This is a genomic window from Gelidibacter sp. F63206, assembly GCF_023015735.1.
Map to the genome: position 1 here is coordinate 1 of NZ_JALKAU010000055.1, position 22,028 is coordinate 22,028.

Consider the following 22,028-nt stretch of genomic DNA (forward strand, 5'->3'; position numbering starts at 1 on the left):
GCGATATGAGTCGTTCTGTGTAGATCATTTCAAATTTTCTGATGAAAAACACCAACACTGGCATCATTCAGAATTCCTGCGCAGGCAGGAATCTCGTGTACATCGGCATCATCTTCTAGTTATGAACTTATTTTAGCAGGATGAGGAGGTGATATAAGTCGTTCAGTGTAGATTATTTCAAATTTTATGATGAAAAACACCATTATTGGCATCATTCAGAATTCCCGCGCAGGCAGGAATCTCGTGTACCAATGCACAATCTCTAATTTAAAACCTGTCCTTTGAAAATATTCTGAGACAGAAACCTCCCATATAAAGTCAAAATCTTATAATTAAACTTCAGCTTTGAGTAATAGGAGATAGTGATTTAGTTCAACCTGCACCGCATCATCTATCTTTTTTCGATGCCAAATACCAACAAGGGCAACACCATCTCAGGTTATTAAATCATAAAAATCCAGTCAGCTTACCGAAATATATTTATTCATTAATTGAATTGCTCAAAACCAATTTTCAAAGTATCTTTGCACTCGCATTTACAAGCGTCAAATACAAGACTGATTGGCAACAAAAAAATCTTCTTTACCAAGGGTCTCGGCTATTTCTGATTTTAAGGAAATAACCAAGATGAGACTATCACTAAGTGTAGTGTTTTCAGCAATGGCTGGGTACTTATTGGGTGCAACAACTATTGAAGTCGGCACGTTGATATTGTTGGCTTTTGGTGGTTATTTTATGGTTGGAGCTTCCAATATCTATAATCAAATTATTGAACGCGATTTGGATGCGCTGATGGACCGTACCAAAAACAGGCCTATTCCAGCTGGACGCATCTCGGTCAACTCGGCCCTTACCATGGCCATCATCTTTACCATTCTTGGAATTGCTTCCCTATATATAATCAATCCACGCACCGCCATGTATGGTGCTATATCGATATTTTTATACACAAGTGTATATACACCGTTAAAAACAAAGACACCACTATCCGTATTTGCTGGAGCAATACCAGGAGCGATTCCATTTATGTTGGGATGGGTAGCTGCACGAAATGCATTCGGGATTGAACCTGGCACTTTGTTCGCTATTCAGTTCTTTTGGCAGTTTCCTCACTTTTGGGCCATTGGATGGTTTTTGTTTGACGATTATAAAAAAGGTGGGTTTTTCATGCTTCCAACCGGTAAGCGCGATAAAGGCACAGCCACACAAACTGTAATGTATACCATCTGGACGGTATTAATATCCATCATTCCTGTTTTTGGCGTCACAGGAGATTTGAAATTGTCAATTGTTGCGGCCATTATAGTGTTTGCCATAGGTTTGGGAATGATTTATTACGCATTGCAATTGTTTGTTAAAAGAACTGAACTAGCGGCAAAACATCTTATTTTAGCTAGTGTAATATATATCACCTTACTACAAATTGTTTACGTTGCCGATAAATTTATAAGATAATATGGATTTTACAGAAGGAACCTTTGAAGAGAAAAATAACCGAGCAAAAAAAATGATGCTATGGTTTGGAATCGTGTCGCTTATCATGTCATTTGCAGGATGGACAAGTGCATTTGTTGTGAGCAGTACAAGAGAAGATTGGCTAAGGGATTTTCAATTGCCAAACGCCTTCATCATTAGTACGGTCATGGTGGTGTTGAGCAGTATAACCTTTGTCTTGGCGCAAAAAGCACTAAAAATCAACAACAGACAAATGACAACGACCTGGCTTATAGCAACCCTGGTGCTGGGAATAGCCTTCATTACGAATCAGTTTGTAGGCTTTCGACAAATCATTGATATGGGTTATAATTTTACAGGACCTACCAGTAATGTGACCATGTCTTATATTTATTTAATTGCAATGGTGCATATTGTGCATGTCATAGCGGGATTGGTTTGTATTTTGGTCGTAATTTATAATCATTTTAAACAGAAGTATAGCGCCACTGATATGCTCGGTGTAGATCTTGCGTCAACATTTTGGCATTTTATTGATATTCTGTGGGTCTATCTCTTTTTATTTTTATATTTTGTGGGATAATTGTTGGTGTTTTTTCAATTCAAATTAATAACCAACTTCAGAAAACATTAGTTATAGTGTTTCAAAATTCAATAAGGATGTTTCTTTAGATGAATAAAATGATTATTTTTGTGCAACTTTTTAAACTAAAAAACTAATCACTACATATGGATTCAACTGTCGTGAACACTAGTGCCGAAAACAAGCGTTGGGGCGGAGGTATAGAGCCGTTAAAAGCGAGTTACGGTAAAATGATGATGTGGTTTTTCCTCACTTCAGACTCATTGACCTTTACTGGGTTTTTAGCAGCTTATGGCTTCTCAAGATTTAAATTCGCTGATTCTTGGCCTATAGCCGATGACGTGTTTACCCACGTTCCTTTCATTCACGGTAATTATCCGATGATTTTCGTTGCTTTCATGACCTTTATTTTGATCATGTCTTCTGTTACCATGGTATTGGCAGTAGATGCAGGACATCAAATGAATAAGGCAAAGGTGAGTTTATATATGTTTTTGACAGTTTTGGGAGGTTTTATCTTCTTGAGTTCCCAAGCTTACGAATGGACCACATTCATCAAAGGTGGTTACGGAGCGGTTGGAACCCATGGCGGCAATATCATACAATTTGTGGATGCAAGTGGCGAGCGTGTCGCATTAAAAGATTTTGCGATAGCCCAATCTACGGATCGTACCCAACATACACGAAAAGATGGACTTTGGTTTTCTGGTGAAAAAGCCCTTCCAAGTTTTACTTTTGAAGAAGTTCTGGCTGGATTTGAAGCAAATCCTGGTGTATTTGTAAGAACGACCTATACTGCTGAGGATGGACATAAGACTGTTTTATCCCGTAGCGAATCCCTTAGAGAATTAAGAACCAAGGGCAAAAATGTTGTAGAAGGTGCCAATTTGGTCCAAAACGAATACGGTCCACCATTATTTGCAAACTATTTTTTCTTCATCACTGGTTTCCATGGATTCCACGTGTCTATAGGAGTGATGCTAAATATCATTATATTCTTTAACGTACTTATAGGGACTTACGAGCGAAGAGGAAGTTACGAAATGGTTGAGAAAGTCGGTTTATATTGGCATTTTGTTGACTTGGTCTGGGTATTCGTATTTACATTCTTCTACTTAGTATAATTTTAGATAATTTATTTTAAACATGGCAGCATCAGCAGAAACACATAAACTAGCAATATTTAGAGGATTATTAAAGTTCAAATCCAACAAACAAAAGATATGGGGCGTATTGATCCTGTTGTCTATTGTTACGGCCATTGAAGTTCTTTTGGGAATTTATAAACCAGAAATGTTTATGGGTCAGGTTTTGGGAATGAAAGCTCTTAACTGGATCTTCATTATATTGACTATCGTAAAAGCTTACTATATTACCTGGGATTTCATGCACATGAGAGACGAAACCGCGAGTTTAAGACGTATGGTGGTCTGGACAGCCGTGTTTTTGATTTCCTATATAATCTTTATTTTATTACAAGAAGGAGGCTACGTTGAGTATGTCTTTTCCAATGGATTTGTTAAGACCGATTTTTAACAGATCCCTTTTTAATTGAACAGTAGGATTTAAGTGTTAAACATAGATAAAAAGACGGTTATATGAACCGTCTTTTTTATTTTTGCACTTATGTAATTCTGCGTGCATTTATTGATTAAATAGGCATGTTGGAAGAGTGTTAATCGTGCAAATTGCTTTAAATGAATAAAAAACTTGTCAAACGCTATTCAGTTCTCATCATACTGTTTTTTCTCCCCGTGGCGTTTCTTCTGATGCTCTATCCAGCAAAGCATAATTTTATTGCACTCGATGTGATAGAAGAGAATGTAGAGGATATTTCTGGAGTCAGCGAATTTGAGCTTAAAGACCATATTACGGTGCTAGCTTTCTTCGGAAAAACACCATTGCAGAGTGCCACAGCAGCATCTAATTTAAAGCAATTGATCTACGACAAGTTCAAAGGTTTTAAAAAGTTTCAGATTATTGCCGTTATGGCTCCTGAAGCAGAGCCAGAACTTCCATTGCTTAAGAAAGAAATTGAATCTCATGAGGACTTAAAGTATTGGCATTTTGTTTTTTTAGACGAGGATGACATATTGGATCTTTTTGATAGTTTAAAATCAGATCTACCTCTGGATGAGAGTCTCTCAACTTCCAGGGTGTTTATTGTTGATGGAGATCTTAACCAACGTGGACGTTTGGATGACAGAACCGAAATGGAAAGAGAGAGAAAAGCCGATGTTTATGATTTAACCTCATACGATTGTGTGGAAGTTGCCATAATAAAGAATAAAATGAGTGAAGATATACGTGTGTTGTTTACAGAGTATAGAGAAAAGCGTAAAGGAAATTATGATTCTTCAACACGACGTGCTAACGAATTAAAAGGTATTACCAATGAGCAAGAAAACTAATTACTCTTATGTAGGAGTGTCGTTTATTATACTTCTGTTTGGAATTTACTTTGTGCCAAAAATTATTGACCGGATAAGTAATGACGATATTGTGAGAGATGAAAGCAGAAGTAAGGACATTAATCTGAATCCGAAAAAAAGACCGGGGAACCTTTCCGATTTGCATTTTATCGAAATCAACGGGGTCAAAAGAAAAGTACCCGATTTTAGTTTTACAGATCAAAATGGAAACACCATTTCCAATAAGGATTACGATGGGAAAGTGTATGTGATAGAATTCTTTTTCACAACTTGTCCAAGCATCTGCCCAAAAATGAATGCCAATATGGTGCAGATTCAAAATGCATTTCCAGATGAAAGGAATTTTGGAATTGCTTCATTTTCCATAACACCCCATATTGACACTCCGGAGGTGTTGAAGGCCTATGCAGACAGTAATGGGATAACCAGCCCTAATTGGCATTTAATGACAGGAGATGTTGACGAAATTTATAAATTGGCCAATGAAGGCTTCTACTTGTATACGGCCAAAGATGAAAATGCTGAAGGAGGGTTCGAACATTCGGGTAATTTTGCCCTTATCGATAAAAACGGTTATATCAGATCAAGATCTGATAGTCAGGGCAGCCCGATAATTTACTATAATGGGATCATTTCAGAAGAAGAAAAGGTTGATGAGACAGGAATGGAGCAGCAGATTACTTGGTTGAAAGAAGATATTGCAAAGTTGTTAAAAGAATGATGGAAAATAGCAATAGGGCCGCAGAGAAAAAATACAATATTTGGATTGTCATACTTTCAGTTGCTATCCCATTGATCGTTGGAGCACTTTTTGGCATCAATTTGCGGGACTTAGGTTATGATGTTGAGCCACTCACGTTCTTGCCTCCTATTTATGCCACTATAAATGGGCTGACTGCATTACTCTTGATCATCGCCTTTTGGGCCATTAGAAATAAAAATATAGTACTCCATAAAACTTTGATGACTACCGCAATAGGTTGTTCGATCCTGTTTTTATTGATGTATATTGCGTATCATATGACGAGCGACTCAACACCTTATGGTGGTGAAGGTGTCATGAGATATGTTTATTTCACGATACTTATTTCACATATATTATTATCCATTGTAATCATCCCCTTTGTATTGATTACTTATGTGCGCGCCATCACCAATAATATTGAGCGCCATAAAAAAATAGCGCGAATTACCTTTCCAATCTGGTTATATGTTGCGCTTTCAGGAGTGATTGTTTATATTATGATTTCACCTTATTATGTCTAAAATGAAAGTTCGCATTTTTCTTATTCTATTTTCACTGTTTACCTTTTTCTCTACCAATGCCCAGTGTGCCATGTGTCGTGCAGTTTTGGAAAGTGAGGAAGGGCAGTCTACTGCAAAGGGTGTCAATGACGGTATAGTGTATTTAATGGTTATCCCTTATATATTGGTTGCTGGTATGGGATTAGTTATGTACTTGAAATTCTACAAAAAGAAAAAGGTATAAAAAATACGTTTTCTTGTAACAAATCCATTCTTTTTCAGTCTTATTAATATTAATTCAAGATGAGTCTTAACAATTTGTTAATATAATAGGTGTCTTGTTTTATGTAACATTGCAGAAGCAACCGTCTTACTATGATACAAATTAAAGATTTACATAAATCCTACCACATGGGTGCGAATTCGCTTCATGTGCTAAAAGGAATTAATTTTAACGTCAAGGAAGGCGAATTAGTGTCAATAATGGGGTCTTCCGGTTCGGGCAAATCAACGCTTTTAAATATTTTGGGCATGTTGGATGAAGCCGATGAAGGATCATATACCTTGGATAATGTCCCAATTAAAAATCTCAATGAGAAAATTGCCGCTAACTACAGAAACAAATTTTTAGGCTTTATTTTTCAATCCTTTAATCTTATCAATTATAAATCGGCTTTAGATAATGTAGCGTTACCGTTGTATTACCAAGGCGTCAATCGTAAGGATCGTATCGAAAAAGCAATGCATTATCTCGATAAAGTAGGGTTGGCACCATGGTCCCATCATTTACCTAATGAATTATCCGGTGGACAAAAACAGCGTGTGGCCATTGCCAGAGCCTTGGCAAGTGATCCTAAAGTATTACTGGCCGACGAGCCTACTGGAGCCTTGGATACCAAGACATCAAATGAAGTCATGGAACTAATTCAAGGTATCAATGATGAAGGAAAAACCATCTTATTGGTTACCCATGAGCCTGATATTGCTCGAATGACCAAGCGTATTGTCAACTTGAAAGATGGGGTCATTATTGATGATAATTTCGTTGAACAAGTAAGAGCTACTCAGTATGTTTAATATTGAACGTTGGCAGGAAATTTTTGAGAGCTTAAGTAAAAATAAACTCCGGACCTTCTTAACTGGCCTATCCGTTGCCTCTGGTATCTTCATATTGGTCATTTTATTAGGGTTCAGTTCTGGGATTCAGAATGGAGTTACCTCACAATTTGAAAGGGATGCTACCAACAGCATTTCAGTTTGGACAGGCGTTACCACCAAAGAGTATAAAGGATTAAATCCTGGACGCCGTATCCAGCTCAAAAACCAAGACTTCAATGATATTGTTGATAAATACGACGACCACTTAGAATTTAAATCGCCGTTTTATACCATTTGGGGCGGATTGGTCAACTATAAAAATGAATCTGGAAATTATAGAATCCAAGGCGTTTTACCCGACAACCAATTTATTGAAAATGCAGATATCAGCCAAGGCCGTTTTTTAAATCAATCTGATGTTGTGGGAGCAAAGAAGGTGGCCGTTATCGGCAATAAGGTGAGTCAGGATTTATTTAAAGGTCAAGATCCCATCAATAAGGACATTTCCCTTTATGGAATAAATTTTAAAGTTATAGGAGTCTTTTACGATCCGGGCGGAGAACGGGATGAAAGTAAAGTAATGATGCCCATTACGACAGCCCAAAAAGCATTTAACGGCGGAAATAATATCAGAAATATGACCTATACCGTAAAGATGTCCAATAATTTTAACGAAGCCGTAAAACTATCAGAGCAAATTTCACTGGGCATTGAAAATGATTTAAAACAAACACATATAATCGCTCCAGACGATATCAGCGCTATTAATGTAAATAACACCTTGGAAGAAGCAAGAAAAATTTACTCCTTAGTGGATACCATAAAAGCGGTGTTTTGGTTTGTTGGAATTGGGACCATAATTGCGGGTGTTGTTGGAGTAGGGAATATTATGCTTATCATAGTTAAGGAACGTACCAAGGAAATTGGTATTCGTAAAGCTTTGGGGGCGGTTCCTATGTCTATAGTTGGAATGATTCTACAGGAATCTATTTTTGTGACCATGTTCTCAGGTCTTTTTGGGCTTATTGCTGGACTGGGACTTCTGGAAGTCATCGGTCCACTTATAGAGAGCGACTTTATAAAATATCCTCAAGTGGATTTCAATACGGCCTTGATCACAGTTTTTGTGTTGGTGTTTGCAGGTGCTATTGCGGGATTTATCCCAGCTTACCGTGCCGCCAAAATTAAACCTATAATAGCACTAAGAGACGAATAATATGTTCAGCAAAGACCGATGGGACGAAATATTGGAAGCTTTAAATGCAAATAAATTCAGAACTTTACTGACGGCATTTGGTGTGTTTTGGGGCATTACCATTTTGGTGCTGTTATTGGCTTTGACCAATGGTCTTAAAAACGGGGTAACTGCCGACTTCGGTAATTTCGCCACCAATTCCATGTTTGTTTGGACCCAGCAAACTTCCAAACCTTATAAAGGCTTGCCTAAGGGACGCCGTTTTAATTTTAAATTGGACGATGTGGCCAGTTTAAAAAATGATTTCCCGCAACTTAAGTATGTATCACCACGAAATCAGTTGGGGGGCTATAGTGGTGCCAATAATGTCGTTAGAGGTACAAAAACTGGTGCTTTTCAGGTCAATGGCGATTATCCGGAATTTATCAAACAGCAACCAATGGATATTATTCAAGGTCGTTTTGTGAGTTATTCTGATATAAATGCCAAACGAAAGGTTTGTGTTATTGGAACAGGTGTGGTGAAGAGTTTATACGATAAGAATGAGGAAACTTTAGGGACTTATATAAAGATCAATGGTGTTAATTTTATGGTGATTGGAACCTTTAAGGTGAGCAATAGCCAAGGCGATAAGGAAGAAGAAGCCAATACTATTTTTGTTCCTTTTACCTCATTTGGACAAGCATTCAATTTTGCGGATAATGTCGGATGGCTGGCACTTACGGCCAATGATGGTACAAATATTACAACACTTAAACCACAGTTACTTGAGAGTTTAAAGAACAGGCATAAAGTACATCCTGAAGATGATCGGGCAATTGGCAATTTTGACCTTTCTGAAGCGTTTGGACGGGTCAATGGCCTATTTTCCATTCTTAGCTTTGTGGGTTATTTTGTGGGTGCACTTGTCTTAATGTCAGGGATTATCGGTATTAGCAATATTATGCTCATAGTCGTAAAAGAACGAACTAAAGAAATTGGAGTCCGAAGAGCTTTAGGAGCTACTCCGTGGACCATCAAGTCGCAAGTTTTGCAGGAAAGTTTAATCCTTACAATTTTATCTGGAATGGTAGGTATCTCTTTTGCAGCCGCTGTCATATGGGGTCTTAATTACGTATTGGACATGAATGGGCCTGTTGAGAACTTTGCTAACCCAAGCGTGAGTATGTCAGTTGTTTTTATCGCGCTGTTTATACTCGTGGTGTCAGGGTTGCTGGCAGGATTAATACCTGCCAATAGTGCCACTAAAATGAAACCAGTTGACGCATTAAGAATGGAATAAAATAATAGAAATCATCAGATGAACCACCTTTGCAATATGGGAATATTCACTTCAAAGCATCGTGGAGGTGCACCATTTGACCACTAAAAAACAATAAATATTATCAAATGAAAAGAACAAAAACAGTCATTATTTTAGGACTTATCGTTGCAGTGTTTGCAATAGCCTTGATTTATTTGTGGAGAAAAAACCAGGAAGATCCTGTAACCTACACCACGGAGACCCCTGTTGAACAGACTATTGTTGTAAAAACTGTGGCTACGGGAAATATTGTCCCTAAGGATGAAGTACTGATTAAATCGAATATTTCTGGAGTGATCGAAGAAGTGTTTATTGAAGCTGGTGAGTATATAAAAGCGGGCGATTTGATTGCACAAATTCGAGTAATTCCCAATGTGTCCTCCTTATCAAGCGCTAGGAATAATATTTCTTCAAGTCAAACGGCCTTACAAACTGCTAAAATCAATTTGCAGACCCAACAAACTAATTATGACCGCCAAAAGGCATTGTTTGAAAAAGGCGTCATTTCGGCCAACGATTTTGAAGGGATCAAAAATACTTATTTACAGACCAAACAAAGTGTGGAACAGGCAGAAATCAACTTGAATTCTGCACGTCAGAATTATGATATTGTCAAAACCGGAACGACTAGTGGGTTGGGCAATATTGCCCAGACTCAAGTTAGGGCAACCGTATCCGGAATGGTGTTGGACGTGCCAGTTAAAGAAGGGAATCAGGTTATTGAAGCCAATAATTTTAATGAAGGAACCTCAATCGCTTCTTTGGCTGATGTTAAAAAAATGATTTTTGAAGGTAAAGTCGATGAAAGTGAAGTCGGTAAAATTAAAGAAGGCCTGCCACTTGAAATCACCGTTGGGGCCATTGAAGATAAGAAATTTGATGCCGTATTGGACTATATCGCGCCAAAAGGAGTTGTTGAAAATGGAGCTATTCAATTTGAGATCAAAGGCACTTTAAAATCTATTGATTCTACATTTATCAGGGCAGGTTTGAGCGCTAATGCCTCCATTATTCTGGACAGAGCAGAGAATGTGTTGGCAATTAACGAAGCTTTGGTTCAATTTGATCCACAAACGCAAAAGCCCTTTGTTGAAGTAATGGTTGGAGAACAGAAGTTTGAGCGAAGAGATCTTGAATTGGGAATTAGCGATGGCATCTTTGTACAAGTCAAAAATGGCATTGGTAAATCAGATAAAATAAAGGTCTGGAATCAAATTCAAGGTATTCCGGCTTATGCTAAAAGCAAATAATCCATTTTAGGTGTAACACTTTAAATAATCGATAGACTTATATGTTAATTATGAAAAAATCAATTCTTATAGTCCTTGTCCTAATAGCAGTAACTTCTCAGGCACAAGTAAAAAAATGGACACTCAAAGAATGTGTGGCCTATGCTTTAGAAAACAATATCTCGGTTAAGCAGAGTTTATTGGACCTGGAGCTGACGGATATCGAAAATTTACAGGCTGTTGGCAATTTTATGCCTCAAGTCAGTATGGGCGCAAATGTCTCAGAAAACACAGGTTTAGGTTTTAACCCATTGACCAATAATGCGCAGACCACAACGTTTTTATCTGCTTCCGGTAGGGTGAGCGTTGGCTATACATTATTTGACGGACTTAGAAATTTTAAGGAGCTCCAGCGTTCTAAAATTTCGAAAATGGCGGCTCAGTTTCGATTGACCAAAATGGAGGATGACATTTCTTTGTTTGTGGCCAACAATTACCTTCAAGTGATTCTTAACAAGGCAAACCTTAAGGTGCTCACGTCGCAAAACACAATAACTCAAGATCAGTTGAAAAGAACACAAGAGCTCGTTGATGCAGGTGTGTTGCCAGAAGGAGACATTCTTGAAATCCGGGCCAATGACGCCAGTGAAAGACAAGCTATCGTCAATGCAGAAAACGCGGTTCAGGTGTCATTGATCAGCTTGGCCCAATTGTTATTGATTAAGGATTACCAAAACTTTGATATCGAAGATGAGGGTTATGATATTGTCGATGAAGGAATCGCAAAGAAAAGCGTTTATGAGGTCATTGAAAAAGCAAAAGAAAATAGAGCCGAGATCAAAATTGCTGAACAAAATGTGGCTTTGGCTGAGAAAGATGTCCAGATAGCCAAAAGTGCTTACTACCCAACGCTCTCTGCGTTCTTTGGATATGACACGAGATTTTCAAACTCTGCTTCTTTCATTCAGGATGTTGATCCAAATAATCCTATAATTATAAAAGAGATAGGGGTTGTTGAAGATACAGGGCAATCTGTCATTGGAGAATTTCCCAACACCATTACCCGAAAGGTAGGTGCAGATCCGTTTATAGATCAATTATCGCAAAATGATGGTATTTCTTATGGTCTTTCTTTAAATATTCCAATCCTTAATGGATTTTCAGTTAAAAGTAATGTCAAAAGAAATCAGATTAATTTGGAGAGAAGTAAAAACCAGTTGGAGCAGGCCCAATTAGACTTGGAATCGACCGTCTATCAGGCTTATGTGGATGCTAGAGGAGCCTTAAAGTCATATGAAGCTGCCGAGACTGCATTAGAATCGCAGGAATTGGCTTATAATTATGCCAAAGAACGCTATGATGTAGGATTTACCAATGCTTTTGAGTTTAGCCAATCAAAAGTGAAATTTGATAATGCCCAAATTGAGCTCAATCGCGCTAAATATGACTATATTTTCAAATTAAAGGTACTTGAGCTATATTTTGGAATTCCAGCGATGGAATTAAAATTTTAATGATAGTCGATCTATTAATACTTAGAACACAACCAATAAACTAACCGTTATGAGCAAAAAAACAGTAATAATCTTAATATCCGCAGTGGTACTCCTGATCTTGGTGTTGATTGTAGGAAAAAAAGCGGGTTGGTTTGGTAGCACGGGCAACTTTAAAGAGGTCGAAACTCAGGAGGTGACCCTTATGAATATTGTGGAAAAAGTGTCAGCAACTGGTAAAATCCAACCAGAGACTGAAGTAAAAATATCCAGTGAAGTATCGGGAGAAATCATTGAACTTCCATTCAAGGAGGGTGAGCAGGTCAACAAAGGCGACTTATTAGTAAGGATTAATCCTGACCTTATCCAATCTGCTGTTAACAGAAGCCAAGCAACCTATCAGAATATAAAATCGGGTTTAGAGCAGGCAGAAGCCTCCTTAAGAGAAGCTAAGTTAAGTTATGATCGGAACAAACAGCTTTTTGAAAAAGGAATTATTTCAAAATCAGAGTGGGACAAAGCGGTGTCTGCCTATGAAATAGCACAGGCAACCCGACAATCGGCTTACTATAATGTTCAGAGCGCGAGCGCATCGGTAAGTGAAGCACTAGACAATTTGAACAGAACTACCATATATGCGCCTATGAGCGGTACCATCTCCAAATTGGACGTCGAATTGGGCGAACGTGTTGTCGGAACTCAGCAAATGGCTGGTACAGAAATCTTAAGGGTAGCCAATTTGAACAATATGGAAGTTGAAATTGATGTGAATGAAAATGATATTGTTAAGGTCCAAATTGGAGACTCTACAATTGTTGAAGTGGATGCCTACCTTAAGAAGGAATTCAAAGGTGTTGTTACGGCCATAGCCAATTCGGCAGCTGGTACACTTACAGCAGACCAAGTCACAAATTTTAAGGTAAAAGTCAGAATCCTTGAAGAGTCTTATCAAGACTTGACTGAAGGTAAGGGTGAGAATTTCTCCCCATTCCGACCTGGGATGACAGCAACGGTTGATATTATCACTAAGCAACGAAAAGGTGTGGTTGCTGTTCCAATCAGTGCTATTGTCATTAAAACAGACACCTCTTCAGTTAAAAAGACATACGATAAAAAAGGGGATGAAAGTGACGTGATATTTTCAAGGGCTGGAAGTGAAGAAAAATTTGAGTGTGTCTTCGTGAAAAATAGGGATGAAGCAAAATTGAGAGTTGTGACTACAGGTATTCAGGATGAATCCAATATTGAGATTTTATCAGGTTTAAAGGCTGGCGATGTGATTATCACAGGGCCTTATAATGTGGTCTCCAAAACCCTGAATCCCGGAGATAAGATAGAAGTAAAAGGAGACCAAGAAGCTGCAAAGAAATAGCTTTTAAAGATACTGAAGTGTCATATATACTAAATATTGAAACTGCAACAACCAATTGCTCTGTCTCTCTTTCTAAGGAAGGAGAGATTTTGGTATTAAAAGAAGATTATAATTCTAATTTTTCACATGCAGAATCCTTGCATTTATTTATTGATGATGTTTTTAAAGAGGCCAATCTGAAGCCGCAAGATATTGACGCTATTGCCGTAAGTAAAGGCCCTGGTTCTTATACCGGATTGCGTATTGGAGTGTCGGCGGCCAAGGGCCTATGTTTTTCTTTGGATAAACCTTTAATTTCTGTTGATACTTTAGAGGCTTTGGCCCATCAAATGCAAATAGATTCCGGATGTATTGTGCCCATGCTCGATGCCCGTAGAATGGAAGTTTATGCAGCGGTCTATGATTCGCAGTACAAACAAATAAGAGCGATACAGTCCCAGATTTTGGATGAAAGTAGTTTTAAAGAATATTTAGAACAGGACAAGGTCTATTTCATAGGGAATGGAGTTGAGAAAACTAAGGAAATTATAAGTCACCCCAACGCCGTCTTTATTGAAAACAAGCTTCCTTCTGCAAAGGAAATGGGAAAATTGGCTTGCGCTAAATACAAAATAGGCGACATTGAAAATGTCGCCTATTTTGAACCTTTTTATTTAAAGGATTTTATTGGAACCAAAGCTAAAGTTTAGTCCTCCTTACGTATATGTACTTGATGTGGATAAGGGATATCAATACCTGCCTCATCTAATGCTTGTTTAGTACTTTCCATAATATCATAATAAGTGCCCCAATAATCGGAGTTTTTAACCCAAGGCCTGACGTTAAAATTCAATGAGCTATCCGCCATTGCACTTAATCTAACCAAAGGGGCAGGGTCATCCAATACGAGAGGATGTGAAGTCAACTGTTCCATTAAGATGTCTCTGGTCTGTTTGATATCAGAGTCATAGCCTACACCAAATACGAAGTCTATTCGACGTAAATCCATAGCGGAATAATTCACAATATTGTCATTAGATAATTTTCCGTTAGGAATTATAATTTCCTTATTGTCAGGAGAAGTCAATTTAGTGGTGAATATCTGGATATCTCTTACAGAACCTGCCGTACCCTGAGCTTCAATATAATCTCCCACTTTGAAAGGTTTGAAAATCATGAGCAATATGCCTCCTGCAAAATTGGCAAGTGAGCCCTGTAAAGCCAATCCGACAGCTAAACCAGCCGAAGCCAATATTGCAGCAAAAGACGTGGTTTCGATACCAACGGTGCCTAAGATGACAATAATAAGAACTATTTTAAAAGCCCAATTTAAAAGATTGAGTAGGAATTTTTGAAGGCTTATTTCATAATTGCCTTTTTTCATTCCTTTTTCAACGCCTTTCAAAAGAAGTTTAATGACCCATGTACCAATGAACCAAATTACTATAGCCCCCAAAACTCTAGGGCCAAAGTTAATTATCAATTCATAGCCTTTGTCAATCCATTGTTGCATTTCCATATAATATCTTATGTTTTATCGTTAGGATGCAAAGTTATGAATTCTGAAAAGGAAATCACAACGGGATAGGTTCGTTTATTATAAAAAGGATAAGGCTGCCAATGCTAGGAGCCCGGGAAAAGATTGAATATAAAATAGTTTGATGTTTTTAGTGGAATAGGCACCATAAATACCAGCAAAAATAACACATGACAAAAAGAAAAAAGAAAAATATATGGCGTTCAATAGGACAGACAACACCAAACCCGCCGCCAAAAAACCATTATACAGACCTTGGTTGGCCGCCAATACTTTTGTGTCTTCGGCAAATGCCTTGGATTTTAATCCAAAACTTTTGATGCCTTTGGGCGTTGTCCAGAAAAACATCTCTAAAACAAGGAAATAGAAATGTTCAAGCGCAACAAAGCTAATGAGAACTATAGTCAGGACGCTCATAGATAAAAAAATAGCGCTTTCTTTAAGCGCTATTGAATGGTTTAGTTGACTTCAAATGTTATTTTTAAGTTGACCCGATATTGTGCCAACTCATTATTTTTTACGGTGACGCTCTGGTCCTTTACATACACAGACTTAATGTTTTTAATCGTTTTGGAGGCATGATCCACCCCGTTTTTTGTAGCGTCTTCCCAGCTTTTATCCGAGCTCGCTAATATTTCAATAACTTTTAATACTGCCATTTTTATAGGTTTTAAATTAATAATTTACTTGTATTCTTAAAGATAAGAATAATAAATTAAAATTAACCGTTTAGAGCCTCTACTGTCAAGTCGTTATCCTTTAGCATTTGCTTAAGCATATTTTCAATCCCATTTTTTAAAGTATAGGTTGATGAAGGGCAACCACTACATGCGCCTTGTAAAATAACACTCACTCTTTTAGTTGCAGGATCGTAAGACTGAAACTCAATATTCCCACCATCGCTGGCTACAGCTGGTTTCACATATTCATCAAGAATCGTAATGATTTCTTTTGAGATGTCGTCATAGTCGGCAAAGTTGGCTTCAACTTGACTTTCGGTTTTGTTGAGGGCTTTAGGAGCATCTGCTAAAATAATGTCCTTGCCGCTTTCAATATAATTTCTGATAAATTCTCTTAAATCTGTAGTAATTTCGCTCCAGTCTGCAACGTCATGTTTAGAGACAGAGATGAAATTTTCATCAAAATACACACTTTTTACAAAAGGCAAATGGAATAACTCTGTAGCTAGTGGAGAATACTTGGCATCTTCAATAGAAACAAATTCATATGACGTTGCCACTAGTTGTCTATTGGCTACAAACTTTAAGACTGCAGGATTTGGCGTACTCTCAGCATAAATTGATGCTGGTTTTTTCCTTTCCATAGTCTCCTCGGTTACTACGGGATTTCCATTATTGATATACTGTTCAATCTGCTGTGCAACTTCATTTTGGACATCTTCCCACTCTACAATATCATACCGTTCTAAAGCAATAAAATTACCAGATATATAGACTTTTTTTATAAATGGGAGATAAAATAACTGTTGTGCTAAAGGAGAATTCTTGGCGTCATCAATTGTGTTAAATTCAAAGCTTTCATGATTGGTCAAAAACTTATCAGCTTCAAATTTTAATATTGTAGGATTATTGGTTTTTTGTATTGAAATAGTTGTCGTTTGCATAGTATCATCTCTTTATGCAAAAATAAGGAATCTAAAGAGGAAACCCAGTGTTTTTTGACAATGATATTTGTCGTTCAATTAGGACTATAGCAAGGTCTAAAGAAATTAGTCTTAAAATATTTAAGGGGTAGCGGAGCATAAAGAAAGGGATTCCTTATTGGCTGTACAATTTATTTTGTTAAATAATAAATGTAATCTTACTTAATTGGGAGCAGATGGGGTATCAAGTTCAAAAATTTATATATTTGACACTTATAGAAAGCTGCTCAAGTAAACGGACACTTTAACCTGTGTTGTTGCCAACAGTAGTATTGGCTTCTTGTTGACTTAGGTCAAAGACAAACGCAAGGTTAAGTCAATTATGCCTTGAAAAGAACAATGAATATGAAGTTTAAAAAGTTTTGTTTACTCACCTTTGTAATTTTAGCAATTCAGTTTAGTAAAGCACAAGAGGGTTTACCTATATATTCAGATTATTTAACCGATAATTACTATTTGATCCACCCATCCATGGCCGGTGTTGCCAATTGCGCCAAGATTAGATTAACGGCGCGTAAGCAATGGTTTGGTCAGGATAATGCACCTGCTTTACAAACCATGAGTATCAATAGTCGTATTGGAGAATCGCAATCGGCCGTTGGTGCTATTGTCTATAATGATAAAAATGGCTACCATTCCCAAACGGGAGCTTATCTCACCTACGCCCACCACTTAATGTTCTCTCGAAATGAAATTGACTTGAGTATGTTATCCTTCGGCTTGAGTGCTGGGGCCATTCAATATAAATTAGATGAAACTACTTTTTTGGATGAGGGTTTTGACCCTTTGATCACCGGAATCGAGCAAAGCGCAACCAATTTTAATATCGATTTTGGATTCTCCTATCATTTTATAAATTTTTACGCCCATGCTACAGTTAAAAATGTTTTGAATAACGACGGAATCAATTCTAACGCCAATGGCATCTTTAAATATGACAACCTAAGAACCTTCTTGTTCAGCGCAGGAAATGTTTTTTCTAAACTTGGCAGTGAGTGGAGTTATGAGCCATCTATTATGTTTTTATATAGGGACGGTACCAAGGAATCTTCTATTGATGTCAATGCAAAGGTTTATAAAGAAATGGACTTTGGTAAATTATGGGGAGGTATTTCATATAGGAGAAGTTTAGATGGTGCTGAGTTTGCTAATGGAACTGGAGTCAGTAGTCAAAACCTCCAATATTTAACGCCTTTCCTGGGCATGGACTATAAGAATTTTGTTTTTGCATATACCTATTCTTACCAAGCAAATTCTGTCGTTTTTAATAATGGCGGCTTTCATCAATTGACACTTGGATACAATTTTAATTGTAGAAAGAAGAAGTATGATTGTGCTTGTCCAGCGGTTAATTAAGCCGACAGTCTCAGTCTTCAGCTGGAGTCTTGGTTTTCAATTGATATTCTTTATTTAACTTATTAAATTCTTTGTGAAACCTTCATGCTCCTTTGTGGAATAGCTTTTTTTATTTTCGTTAATCGTCAACCCGCCCGTACCGCTCGTTAGAACAGGTTCAAACGCGCTGGAAATGGCACGCTCGGGCAGGTCGTTAATTGTTAATATAACCTCGCTATTTTTTAACCTCTCACGACCCATCCGAAATGTCTAAATTTTAGTGCCCATCCCTATTCCTAATATCTTCCGCAGACCACGCAGATTGTCGCAGGTTTTTGCGAAATAATTCCGAACGATGTAAACTTTATCCATTGGTTTTGACTGAAAACATTTATTTTCTCAGTCCTCAATCGTCAGTCATAACCTCTGTTATCATTAATCTTTATCGGTTTGTAAGCTCATTTATTCCCAGGAATAATTTTTCTTTTTTGCCTGTGTTTTGATGGCTTTTATCATGGCATTCTCCAATCCGTTGTCATCTTCTTTTTGTTGTTGAAGGATGTAGACCTTGCGTTTTTCATTTAAGTTTTGAACTTCTTGTTGAATTTTTTCTCGCTCCTCACTTTTTTTGGCCACATAGGCTTTAATTTGCGCTGTTGATTTTCCTTTAAGTTCAGCTGGCAAATCGTTGTCTTTTAAATCTTCATACTTAAACGATTTATTCTTTTCTGCATCCACCAAATCCCAAGTGTCATTTTTATACAAATGCGAGCTTTTACTCACCGTTCTGCTTACTGCATTGGCATTACTGTAGGTTTCGGCATTGGCATCCTGTTCTGACTGTAAGGTCATTCTTTGACGCCCTGCACTACCATAGGCCACGTAGGTTTGATTTAATTTTTGGTTCAATTGCAATATTTTATCATCATAAGGCGAAGCAACATAAATGGTGCTATGATTATGATTGATGGCCATATAATCGCCATTTCCCAAATCGGCGCCATCCTTCCAGTAGCTCGAGATTCCTTGATTATAATCACCGCAAAAAATAGTATTGACCGTCACATCTTTGCCAACGGCCAATTTAGCCGCATCCTTATAGCTGACTTTACCTTGTGTGAACGGCTCGTTTCCTGCAATAAATATGAGTTTGAGGTCGTCTTGGTTGTTTCCCCAGTTTAACTGTTTTAAAGAAGTTTGAATAACTTGTCCGCAGTATTCATTGCCGCCGTTGGTGGTTAATGAAAACAACTGTTTGGAAATCTCGTCCAAATCGCTGCTAAATGGTAATACCTGTCGGATAAAACCTTCATCGCCATTAAGGTTGTCATTGCCATATTCATAGAGTGCTATTTGTAGATTTGGCTTGGCATCATCACATTTGGCATAAGAGAGTTCATTTACAATTTCCCAAAGTTGCGCTTTGGCCTGATCAATCAAGCCGTCCATACTGTTGCTTGTGTCTAAAAGCAGTGCTACCTTTATATATTGTTTGTTTGGAATATGGATTGGAATTTCTGCAAGTGATAGATTAGAAGTAGGTAATTTTGTTGAGTTCCCATTGCAGGATAAAAATCCGAAAAGGCACAAGCTCAAGACTGTGGTTTTTAAAATCGTTTTCATTGTGTTTTTTGTTTTTATATGATACGTAAATCTATTTGCAACTTTCTAATCTAAAAAGTTGGAATGAGTGAGAGTGCTCTATCAATTAGTGAAAAGGTGTAGCGAATTAGCGAACTGTCGTTTATTGGATCAGAAAGTAAGGAAATTGAAAATACCCGTTTTAAATAGTCGAATAAAACGAGTACTTTTAATCCGTTAAAAATGTATGCAAAAGACTCTTAAATATTTTTTGATCCTTATCCTGTGTTGTACAACGCAGCAGCTCACTGCGCAAGAAAACGAAAGTAAACAACCTAAATTTATAGTAAGGGGCTCGGTCAGGGAAAGTGATACCTATAAGCCTATTTCAAAGGTCAATATTGAAGTCAATGGCGGAGCATATACTGTGACGGGGAGCGATGGCGAATTCCGAATTCAAGTTAAAAAAGGTGATGAGCTGGCCATCAGGCACAAAGACTTTGAAACGGTTTACTATACTATTACAAGCAATGAGCGCATTTCTGTTGAGGTGAAACCGGCTCTTCGGGAATCAACATCAGATCTTAAGTATAAGCGAAGTGTGCAGAACTTTAATGCACTTATCGACTCTGCAGTTGCTTATCAAAAGAAAGATGCCGAAAAAAGCATTCAATTTATTACCGAGGCGTTATTGCAAAGTAGGTCGTCTAAAGAAAATGCCGATGCCTATGAAGTTTTGGGAGATGTCTATGTGTATTGGAAACAGTACGACTTGGCGGTTTCCAATTATCGTATAAGTATTCAAAATTCTGATTCAAGTGAAGTCAATCTGAAACTGGCAGAAGCATACAGAAACAATAAAAGTTATCAGGAAAGTATTGGTCTTTACAATAGCTTGAATACTGCCAGTTTATCCAATTGGCAATTGACAGTCCTATATGAAGGGCTTGGCGATACCTATGTGGCCATAAAGAAATACGATAAGGCTATTGAAAACTACAAAAAAGGACTTAGTGTTGCCCAAAAGCATTTGATCAAACCAAAAATCACGGACCTGAATTCGAAAATTGCGCAGACCTATAACATTTCTGGAAACACCAATCAAGCACAGGACTATTTCAAGAACGCGCTCAGTTTGGCCTCCAAAGAAAACAAAGCGCGTTCCGTAAAAGAAAAGGTGACGGTTGCCGACTTCCAAAATACCAATCAGTTGTACAATGATGAAATTAAACTGCGCAAGGAAGCCCTAAGGGATATAGAAGCTATAGAGACGGAATCGGTTATTGATAACGAAAGTCCGCTGACTTCTCAAAAACAGAATTATAAGATTGGAAGTGCCTATTTTGCTAAAAAAGACTATGATAACGCCATTCCTTATTTGGAAAAAAGCATCAAGGAAGCCAATAAAAAGGAGGATTTAATCGTGCAAAAGGATGCCACACGAAAACTGTCTGACGTGTATTATGATGCCGGTGACTATAAGATGGCTTTGGCCACATATAAGGCATATACTGAAGTTGTTGATGAGCTTTATATCAAGAAGGAACAGGAGCTGTCTCAAGCCGCCCGTTTTAACCGAAATATTGCAGAAAAGCAAAATCGCATCACCACTTTGGAGAGTGATAATAAACTGTCCGAAAGTCTATTCCAGCTCACCACAGAGCGTAATAAACGACAGGAATTGATTATTTACTCACTTGTTGGTGGCGTTTTGCTCTTATTGGTCACTGCGTATTTTATGTATAAATACATCAAACAACAACGATTCGCAAATAACTTATTGGCACTGAAATCATTAAGAAGTCAAATGAATCCACATTTTATTTTTAATGCCTTGAATTCAGTCAATAGTTTTATCGCTTCCAATGATGAACGAACCGCCAATAAATACCTCTCTGATTTTTCACAACTGATGCGCGCCGTTTTGGAGAATAGCGATGAAGATTTCATTCCTTTAAAAAAGGAGATTGAACTATTAGAGCTTTACACCAAATTGGAGCATTTTCGATTCAAGGATAAGTTTGACTATACCATTACTGTAGATGAATCCATTGATATTGATGAATATCAGATTCCGCCAATGCTTTTACAACCCTATATCGAAAATGCAGTTTGGCATGGGCTGCGCTACAAATTGGAAAAAGGACATCTTGATATTGACATCCATAAAAAAAACGATACCGAAATTACCATTACCGTTGCCGATAACGGGATTGGTAGAGAGCGATCAAAAGCATTAAAAACCGATAATCAGAAGAAACAAAACTCAAAAGGCATGGGAAATATCAAAAAACGAGTTGCTATTTTGAATGAAATGTATAAAGATAAAGTCGATGTTTTTGTGGAAGACCTCGAAGATGTTGAAGATGTAGGGACAAAAGTAGTGGTGACCTTAAAAAAGGATTAAATAGGTTTGAAGCACGATGTACGAAACTCGAAGTTTAAATGTCACTATGAATTATATAATAAAGTATAGAAATACAATGTTAGAACTATTTTCCTTCTAACTTCGTGCTTCCAACTTCCAA

At 37.5% G+C, this 22,028-nt stretch carries 22 protein-coding genes; 17 read left to right on the top strand and 5 right to left on the bottom strand.

The genetic code is table 11. The features are described from left to right. Positions 1-561 precede the first annotated feature (561 nt). From cyoE to tsaB, 15 genes are all read left to right on the top strand, one after another. Positions 562-1,455: a heme o synthase gene (gene cyoE / locus MWU32_RS02360; protein WP_262914699.1), complete on the top strand. Its 894-nt coding sequence runs from the start codon at positions 562-564 to the stop codon at positions 1,453-1,455. A 1-nt stretch (position 1,456) separates the two neighbouring features. After that, the gene (locus MWU32_RS02365) at positions 1,457-2,038 is read left to right on the top strand and encodes a heme-copper oxidase subunit III (RefSeq protein ID WP_246937441.1); all 582 of its coding nucleotides are present in this window, start codon (positions 1,457-1,459) and stop codon (positions 2,036-2,038) included. A 146-nt stretch (positions 2,039-2,184) separates the two neighbouring features. After that, complete coding sequence (locus MWU32_RS02370) at positions 2,185-3,162, top strand: cytochrome c oxidase subunit 3 (RefSeq protein WP_246937444.1); 978 nt, start codon at positions 2,185-2,187, stop codon at positions 3,160-3,162. 22 nt (positions 3,163-3,184) lie between these two features. Next, positions 3,185-3,574 (top strand): cytochrome C oxidase subunit IV family protein, encoded by a 390-nt coding sequence (locus MWU32_RS02375; protein WP_246937446.1) that lies wholly within the window; start codon positions 3,185-3,187, stop codon positions 3,572-3,574. Positions 3,575-3,735: 161 nt separating this feature from the next. Next, on the top strand, positions 3,736-4,449 hold the full coding sequence (locus tag MWU32_RS02380; RefSeq protein ID WP_246937447.1) for a hypothetical protein: 714 nt from the start codon (positions 3,736-3,738) through the stop codon (positions 4,447-4,449). Continuing rightward, entirely contained in the window at positions 4,433-5,191 is a 759-nt protein-coding gene (locus MWU32_RS02385) for an SCO family protein (RefSeq protein WP_246937449.1), read from the top strand. Before MWU32_RS02380 ends, MWU32_RS02385 begins: the two co-directional genes overlap by 17 nt. Next, on the top strand, positions 5,191-5,736 hold the full coding sequence (locus MWU32_RS02390; protein ID WP_246937495.1) for a DUF420 domain-containing protein: 546 nt from the start codon (positions 5,191-5,193) through the stop codon (positions 5,734-5,736). The genes MWU32_RS02385 and MWU32_RS02390 overlap by 1 nt, the downstream gene beginning before the upstream one ends. 1 nt (position 5,737) lies before the next feature. Then, positions 5,738-5,959, top strand: a complete 222-nt coding sequence (locus tag MWU32_RS02395; protein ID WP_246937451.1) for a hypothetical protein — start codon at positions 5,738-5,740, stop codon at positions 5,957-5,959. A gap of 131 nt (positions 5,960-6,090) precedes the next feature. Further along, positions 6,091-6,792, top strand: coding sequence for an ABC transporter ATP-binding protein (locus tag MWU32_RS02400; RefSeq protein ID WP_246937453.1), 702 nt, complete (start codon positions 6,091-6,093; stop codon positions 6,790-6,792). Continuing rightward, positions 6,785-8,029: an ABC transporter permease gene (locus MWU32_RS02405; RefSeq protein WP_246937455.1), complete on the top strand. Its 1,245-nt coding sequence runs from the start codon at positions 6,785-6,787 to the stop codon at positions 8,027-8,029. The genes MWU32_RS02400 and MWU32_RS02405 overlap by 8 nt, the downstream gene beginning before the upstream one ends. A gap of 1 nt (position 8,030) precedes the next feature. Then, positions 8,031-9,290, top strand: coding sequence for an ABC transporter permease (locus MWU32_RS02410; protein ID WP_246937457.1), 1,260 nt, complete (start codon positions 8,031-8,033; stop codon positions 9,288-9,290). A 107-nt stretch (positions 9,291-9,397) separates the two neighbouring features. After that, on the top strand, positions 9,398-10,561 hold the full coding sequence (locus tag MWU32_RS02415) for an efflux RND transporter periplasmic adaptor subunit (RefSeq protein WP_246937459.1): 1,164 nt from the start codon (positions 9,398-9,400) through the stop codon (positions 10,559-10,561). 50 nt (positions 10,562-10,611) lie between these two features. Continuing rightward, positions 10,612-12,054 carry a TolC family protein gene (locus MWU32_RS02420; protein WP_246937460.1) on the top strand — a complete coding sequence of 481 codons (1,443 nt, stop codon included), beginning with the start codon at positions 10,612-10,614 and terminating at the stop codon, positions 12,052-12,054. Positions 12,055-12,103: 49 nt separating this feature from the next. Further along, positions 12,104-13,405 (top strand): efflux RND transporter periplasmic adaptor subunit, encoded by a 1,302-nt coding sequence (locus MWU32_RS02425; RefSeq protein WP_246937462.1) that lies wholly within the window; start codon positions 12,104-12,106, stop codon positions 13,403-13,405. Between the two features lie 17 nt (positions 13,406-13,422). Next, the gene (tsaB, locus tag MWU32_RS02430) at positions 13,423-14,094 is read left to right on the top strand and encodes a tRNA (adenosine(37)-N6)-threonylcarbamoyltransferase complex dimerization subunit type 1 TsaB (protein ID WP_246937464.1); all 672 of its coding nucleotides are present in this window, start codon (positions 13,423-13,425) and stop codon (positions 14,092-14,094) included. Here the strand turns inward: tsaB and MWU32_RS02435 are convergent. From MWU32_RS02435 to MWU32_RS02450, 4 genes are all read right to left on the bottom strand, one after another. Next, the gene (locus MWU32_RS02435; protein WP_246937466.1) at positions 14,091-14,903 is read right to left on the bottom strand and encodes a mechanosensitive ion channel family protein; all 813 of its coding nucleotides are present in this window, start codon (positions 14,901-14,903) and stop codon (positions 14,091-14,093) included. The two genes, tsaB and MWU32_RS02435, sit on opposite strands and share 4 nt — an antisense overlap. Positions 14,904-14,981: 78 nt before the next feature. Next, entirely contained in the window at positions 14,982-15,338 is a 357-nt protein-coding gene (locus tag MWU32_RS02440) for a DUF1304 domain-containing protein (RefSeq protein WP_246937468.1), read from the bottom strand. A 41-nt stretch (positions 15,339-15,379) separates the two neighbouring features. Continuing rightward, positions 15,380-15,580: a dodecin family protein gene (locus MWU32_RS02445; protein WP_163517733.1), complete on the bottom strand. Its 201-nt coding sequence runs from the start codon at positions 15,578-15,580 to the stop codon at positions 15,380-15,382. A 62-nt stretch (positions 15,581-15,642) separates the two neighbouring features. Further along, positions 15,643-16,545 (bottom strand): NifU family protein, encoded by a 903-nt coding sequence (locus MWU32_RS02450; RefSeq protein WP_246937470.1) that lies wholly within the window; start codon positions 16,543-16,545, stop codon positions 15,643-15,645. Between the two features lie 384 nt (positions 16,546-16,929). Between MWU32_RS02450 and MWU32_RS02455 the strand changes: the two genes are divergently transcribed. Next, entirely contained in the window at positions 16,930-17,940 is a 1,011-nt protein-coding gene (locus tag MWU32_RS02455; RefSeq protein ID WP_246937472.1) for a type IX secretion system membrane protein PorP/SprF, read from the top strand. Between the two features lie 441 nt (positions 17,941-18,381). Here the strand turns inward: MWU32_RS02455 and MWU32_RS02460 are convergent, their stop codons facing one another. Further along, on the bottom strand, positions 18,382-19,542 hold the full coding sequence (locus MWU32_RS02460) for a vWA domain-containing protein (protein WP_246937474.1): 1,161 nt from the start codon (positions 19,540-19,542) through the stop codon (positions 18,382-18,384). A 205-nt stretch (positions 19,543-19,747) separates the two neighbouring features. On the opposite strand from MWU32_RS02460, the gene MWU32_RS02465 reads away from it, so the two are divergent. Beyond that, complete coding sequence (locus MWU32_RS02465) at positions 19,748-21,907, top strand: histidine kinase (RefSeq protein ID WP_246937476.1); 2,160 nt, start codon at positions 19,748-19,750, stop codon at positions 21,905-21,907. The last annotated feature ends 121 nt before the right edge of the window (positions 21,908-22,028 follow it).

What these genes read in the sequence shown, in the direction of transcription:
- MWU32_RS02365 (WP_246937441.1), top strand. Translation starts at nt 1,457, where the DNA reads ATGGATTTTACAGAAGGAACCTTTGAAGAGAAAAATAACCGAGCAAAA.
- MWU32_RS02370 (WP_246937444.1), top strand. Translation starts at nt 2,185, where the DNA reads ATGGATTCAACTGTCGTGAACACTAGTGCCGAAAACAAGCGTTGGGGC.
- MWU32_RS02375 (WP_246937446.1), top strand. Translation starts at nt 3,185, where the DNA reads ATGGCAGCATCAGCAGAAACACATAAACTAGCAATATTTAGAGGATTA.
- MWU32_RS02380 (WP_246937447.1), top strand. Translation starts at nt 3,736, where the DNA reads ATGAATAAAAAACTTGTCAAACGCTATTCAGTTCTCATCATACTGTTT.
- MWU32_RS02385 (WP_246937449.1), top strand. Translation starts at nt 4,433, where the DNA reads ATGAGCAAGAAAACTAATTACTCTTATGTAGGAGTGTCGTTTATTATA.
- MWU32_RS02390 (WP_246937495.1), top strand. Translation starts at nt 5,191, where the DNA reads ATGGAAAATAGCAATAGGGCCGCAGAGAAAAAATACAATATTTGGATT.
- MWU32_RS02395 (WP_246937451.1), top strand. Translation starts at nt 5,738, where the DNA reads ATGAAAGTTCGCATTTTTCTTATTCTATTTTCACTGTTTACCTTTTTC.
- MWU32_RS02400 (WP_246937453.1), top strand. Translation starts at nt 6,091, where the DNA reads ATGATACAAATTAAAGATTTACATAAATCCTACCACATGGGTGCGAAT.
- MWU32_RS02405 (WP_246937455.1), top strand. Translation starts at nt 6,785, where the DNA reads ATGTTTAATATTGAACGTTGGCAGGAAATTTTTGAGAGCTTAAGTAAA.
- MWU32_RS02410 (WP_246937457.1), top strand. Translation starts at nt 8,031, where the DNA reads ATGTTCAGCAAAGACCGATGGGACGAAATATTGGAAGCTTTAAATGCA.
- MWU32_RS02415 (WP_246937459.1), top strand. Translation starts at nt 9,398, where the DNA reads ATGAAAAGAACAAAAACAGTCATTATTTTAGGACTTATCGTTGCAGTG.
- MWU32_RS02420 (WP_246937460.1), top strand. Translation starts at nt 10,612, where the DNA reads ATGAAAAAATCAATTCTTATAGTCCTTGTCCTAATAGCAGTAACTTCT.
- MWU32_RS02425 (WP_246937462.1), top strand. Translation starts at nt 12,104, where the DNA reads ATGAGCAAAAAAACAGTAATAATCTTAATATCCGCAGTGGTACTCCTG.
- MWU32_RS02435 (WP_246937466.1), bottom strand. Translation starts at nt 14,903, where the DNA reads ATGGAAATGCAACAATGGATTGACAAAGGCTATGAATTGATAATTAAC.
- MWU32_RS02440 (WP_246937468.1), bottom strand. Translation starts at nt 15,338, where the DNA reads ATGAGCGTCCTGACTATAGTTCTCATTAGCTTTGTTGCGCTTGAACAT.
- MWU32_RS02445 (WP_163517733.1), bottom strand. Translation starts at nt 15,580, where the DNA reads ATGGCAGTATTAAAAGTTATTGAAATATTAGCGAGCTCGGATAAAAGC.
- MWU32_RS02450 (WP_246937470.1), bottom strand. Translation starts at nt 16,545, where the DNA reads ATGCAAACGACAACTATTTCAATACAAAAAACCAATAATCCTACAATA.
- MWU32_RS02455 (WP_246937472.1), top strand. Translation starts at nt 16,930, where the DNA reads ATGAAGTTTAAAAAGTTTTGTTTACTCACCTTTGTAATTTTAGCAATT.
- MWU32_RS02460 (WP_246937474.1), bottom strand. Translation starts at nt 19,542, where the DNA reads ATGAAAACGATTTTAAAAACCACAGTCTTGAGCTTGTGCCTTTTCGGA.
- MWU32_RS02465 (WP_246937476.1), top strand. Translation starts at nt 19,748, where the DNA reads ATGCAAAAGACTCTTAAATATTTTTTGATCCTTATCCTGTGTTGTACA.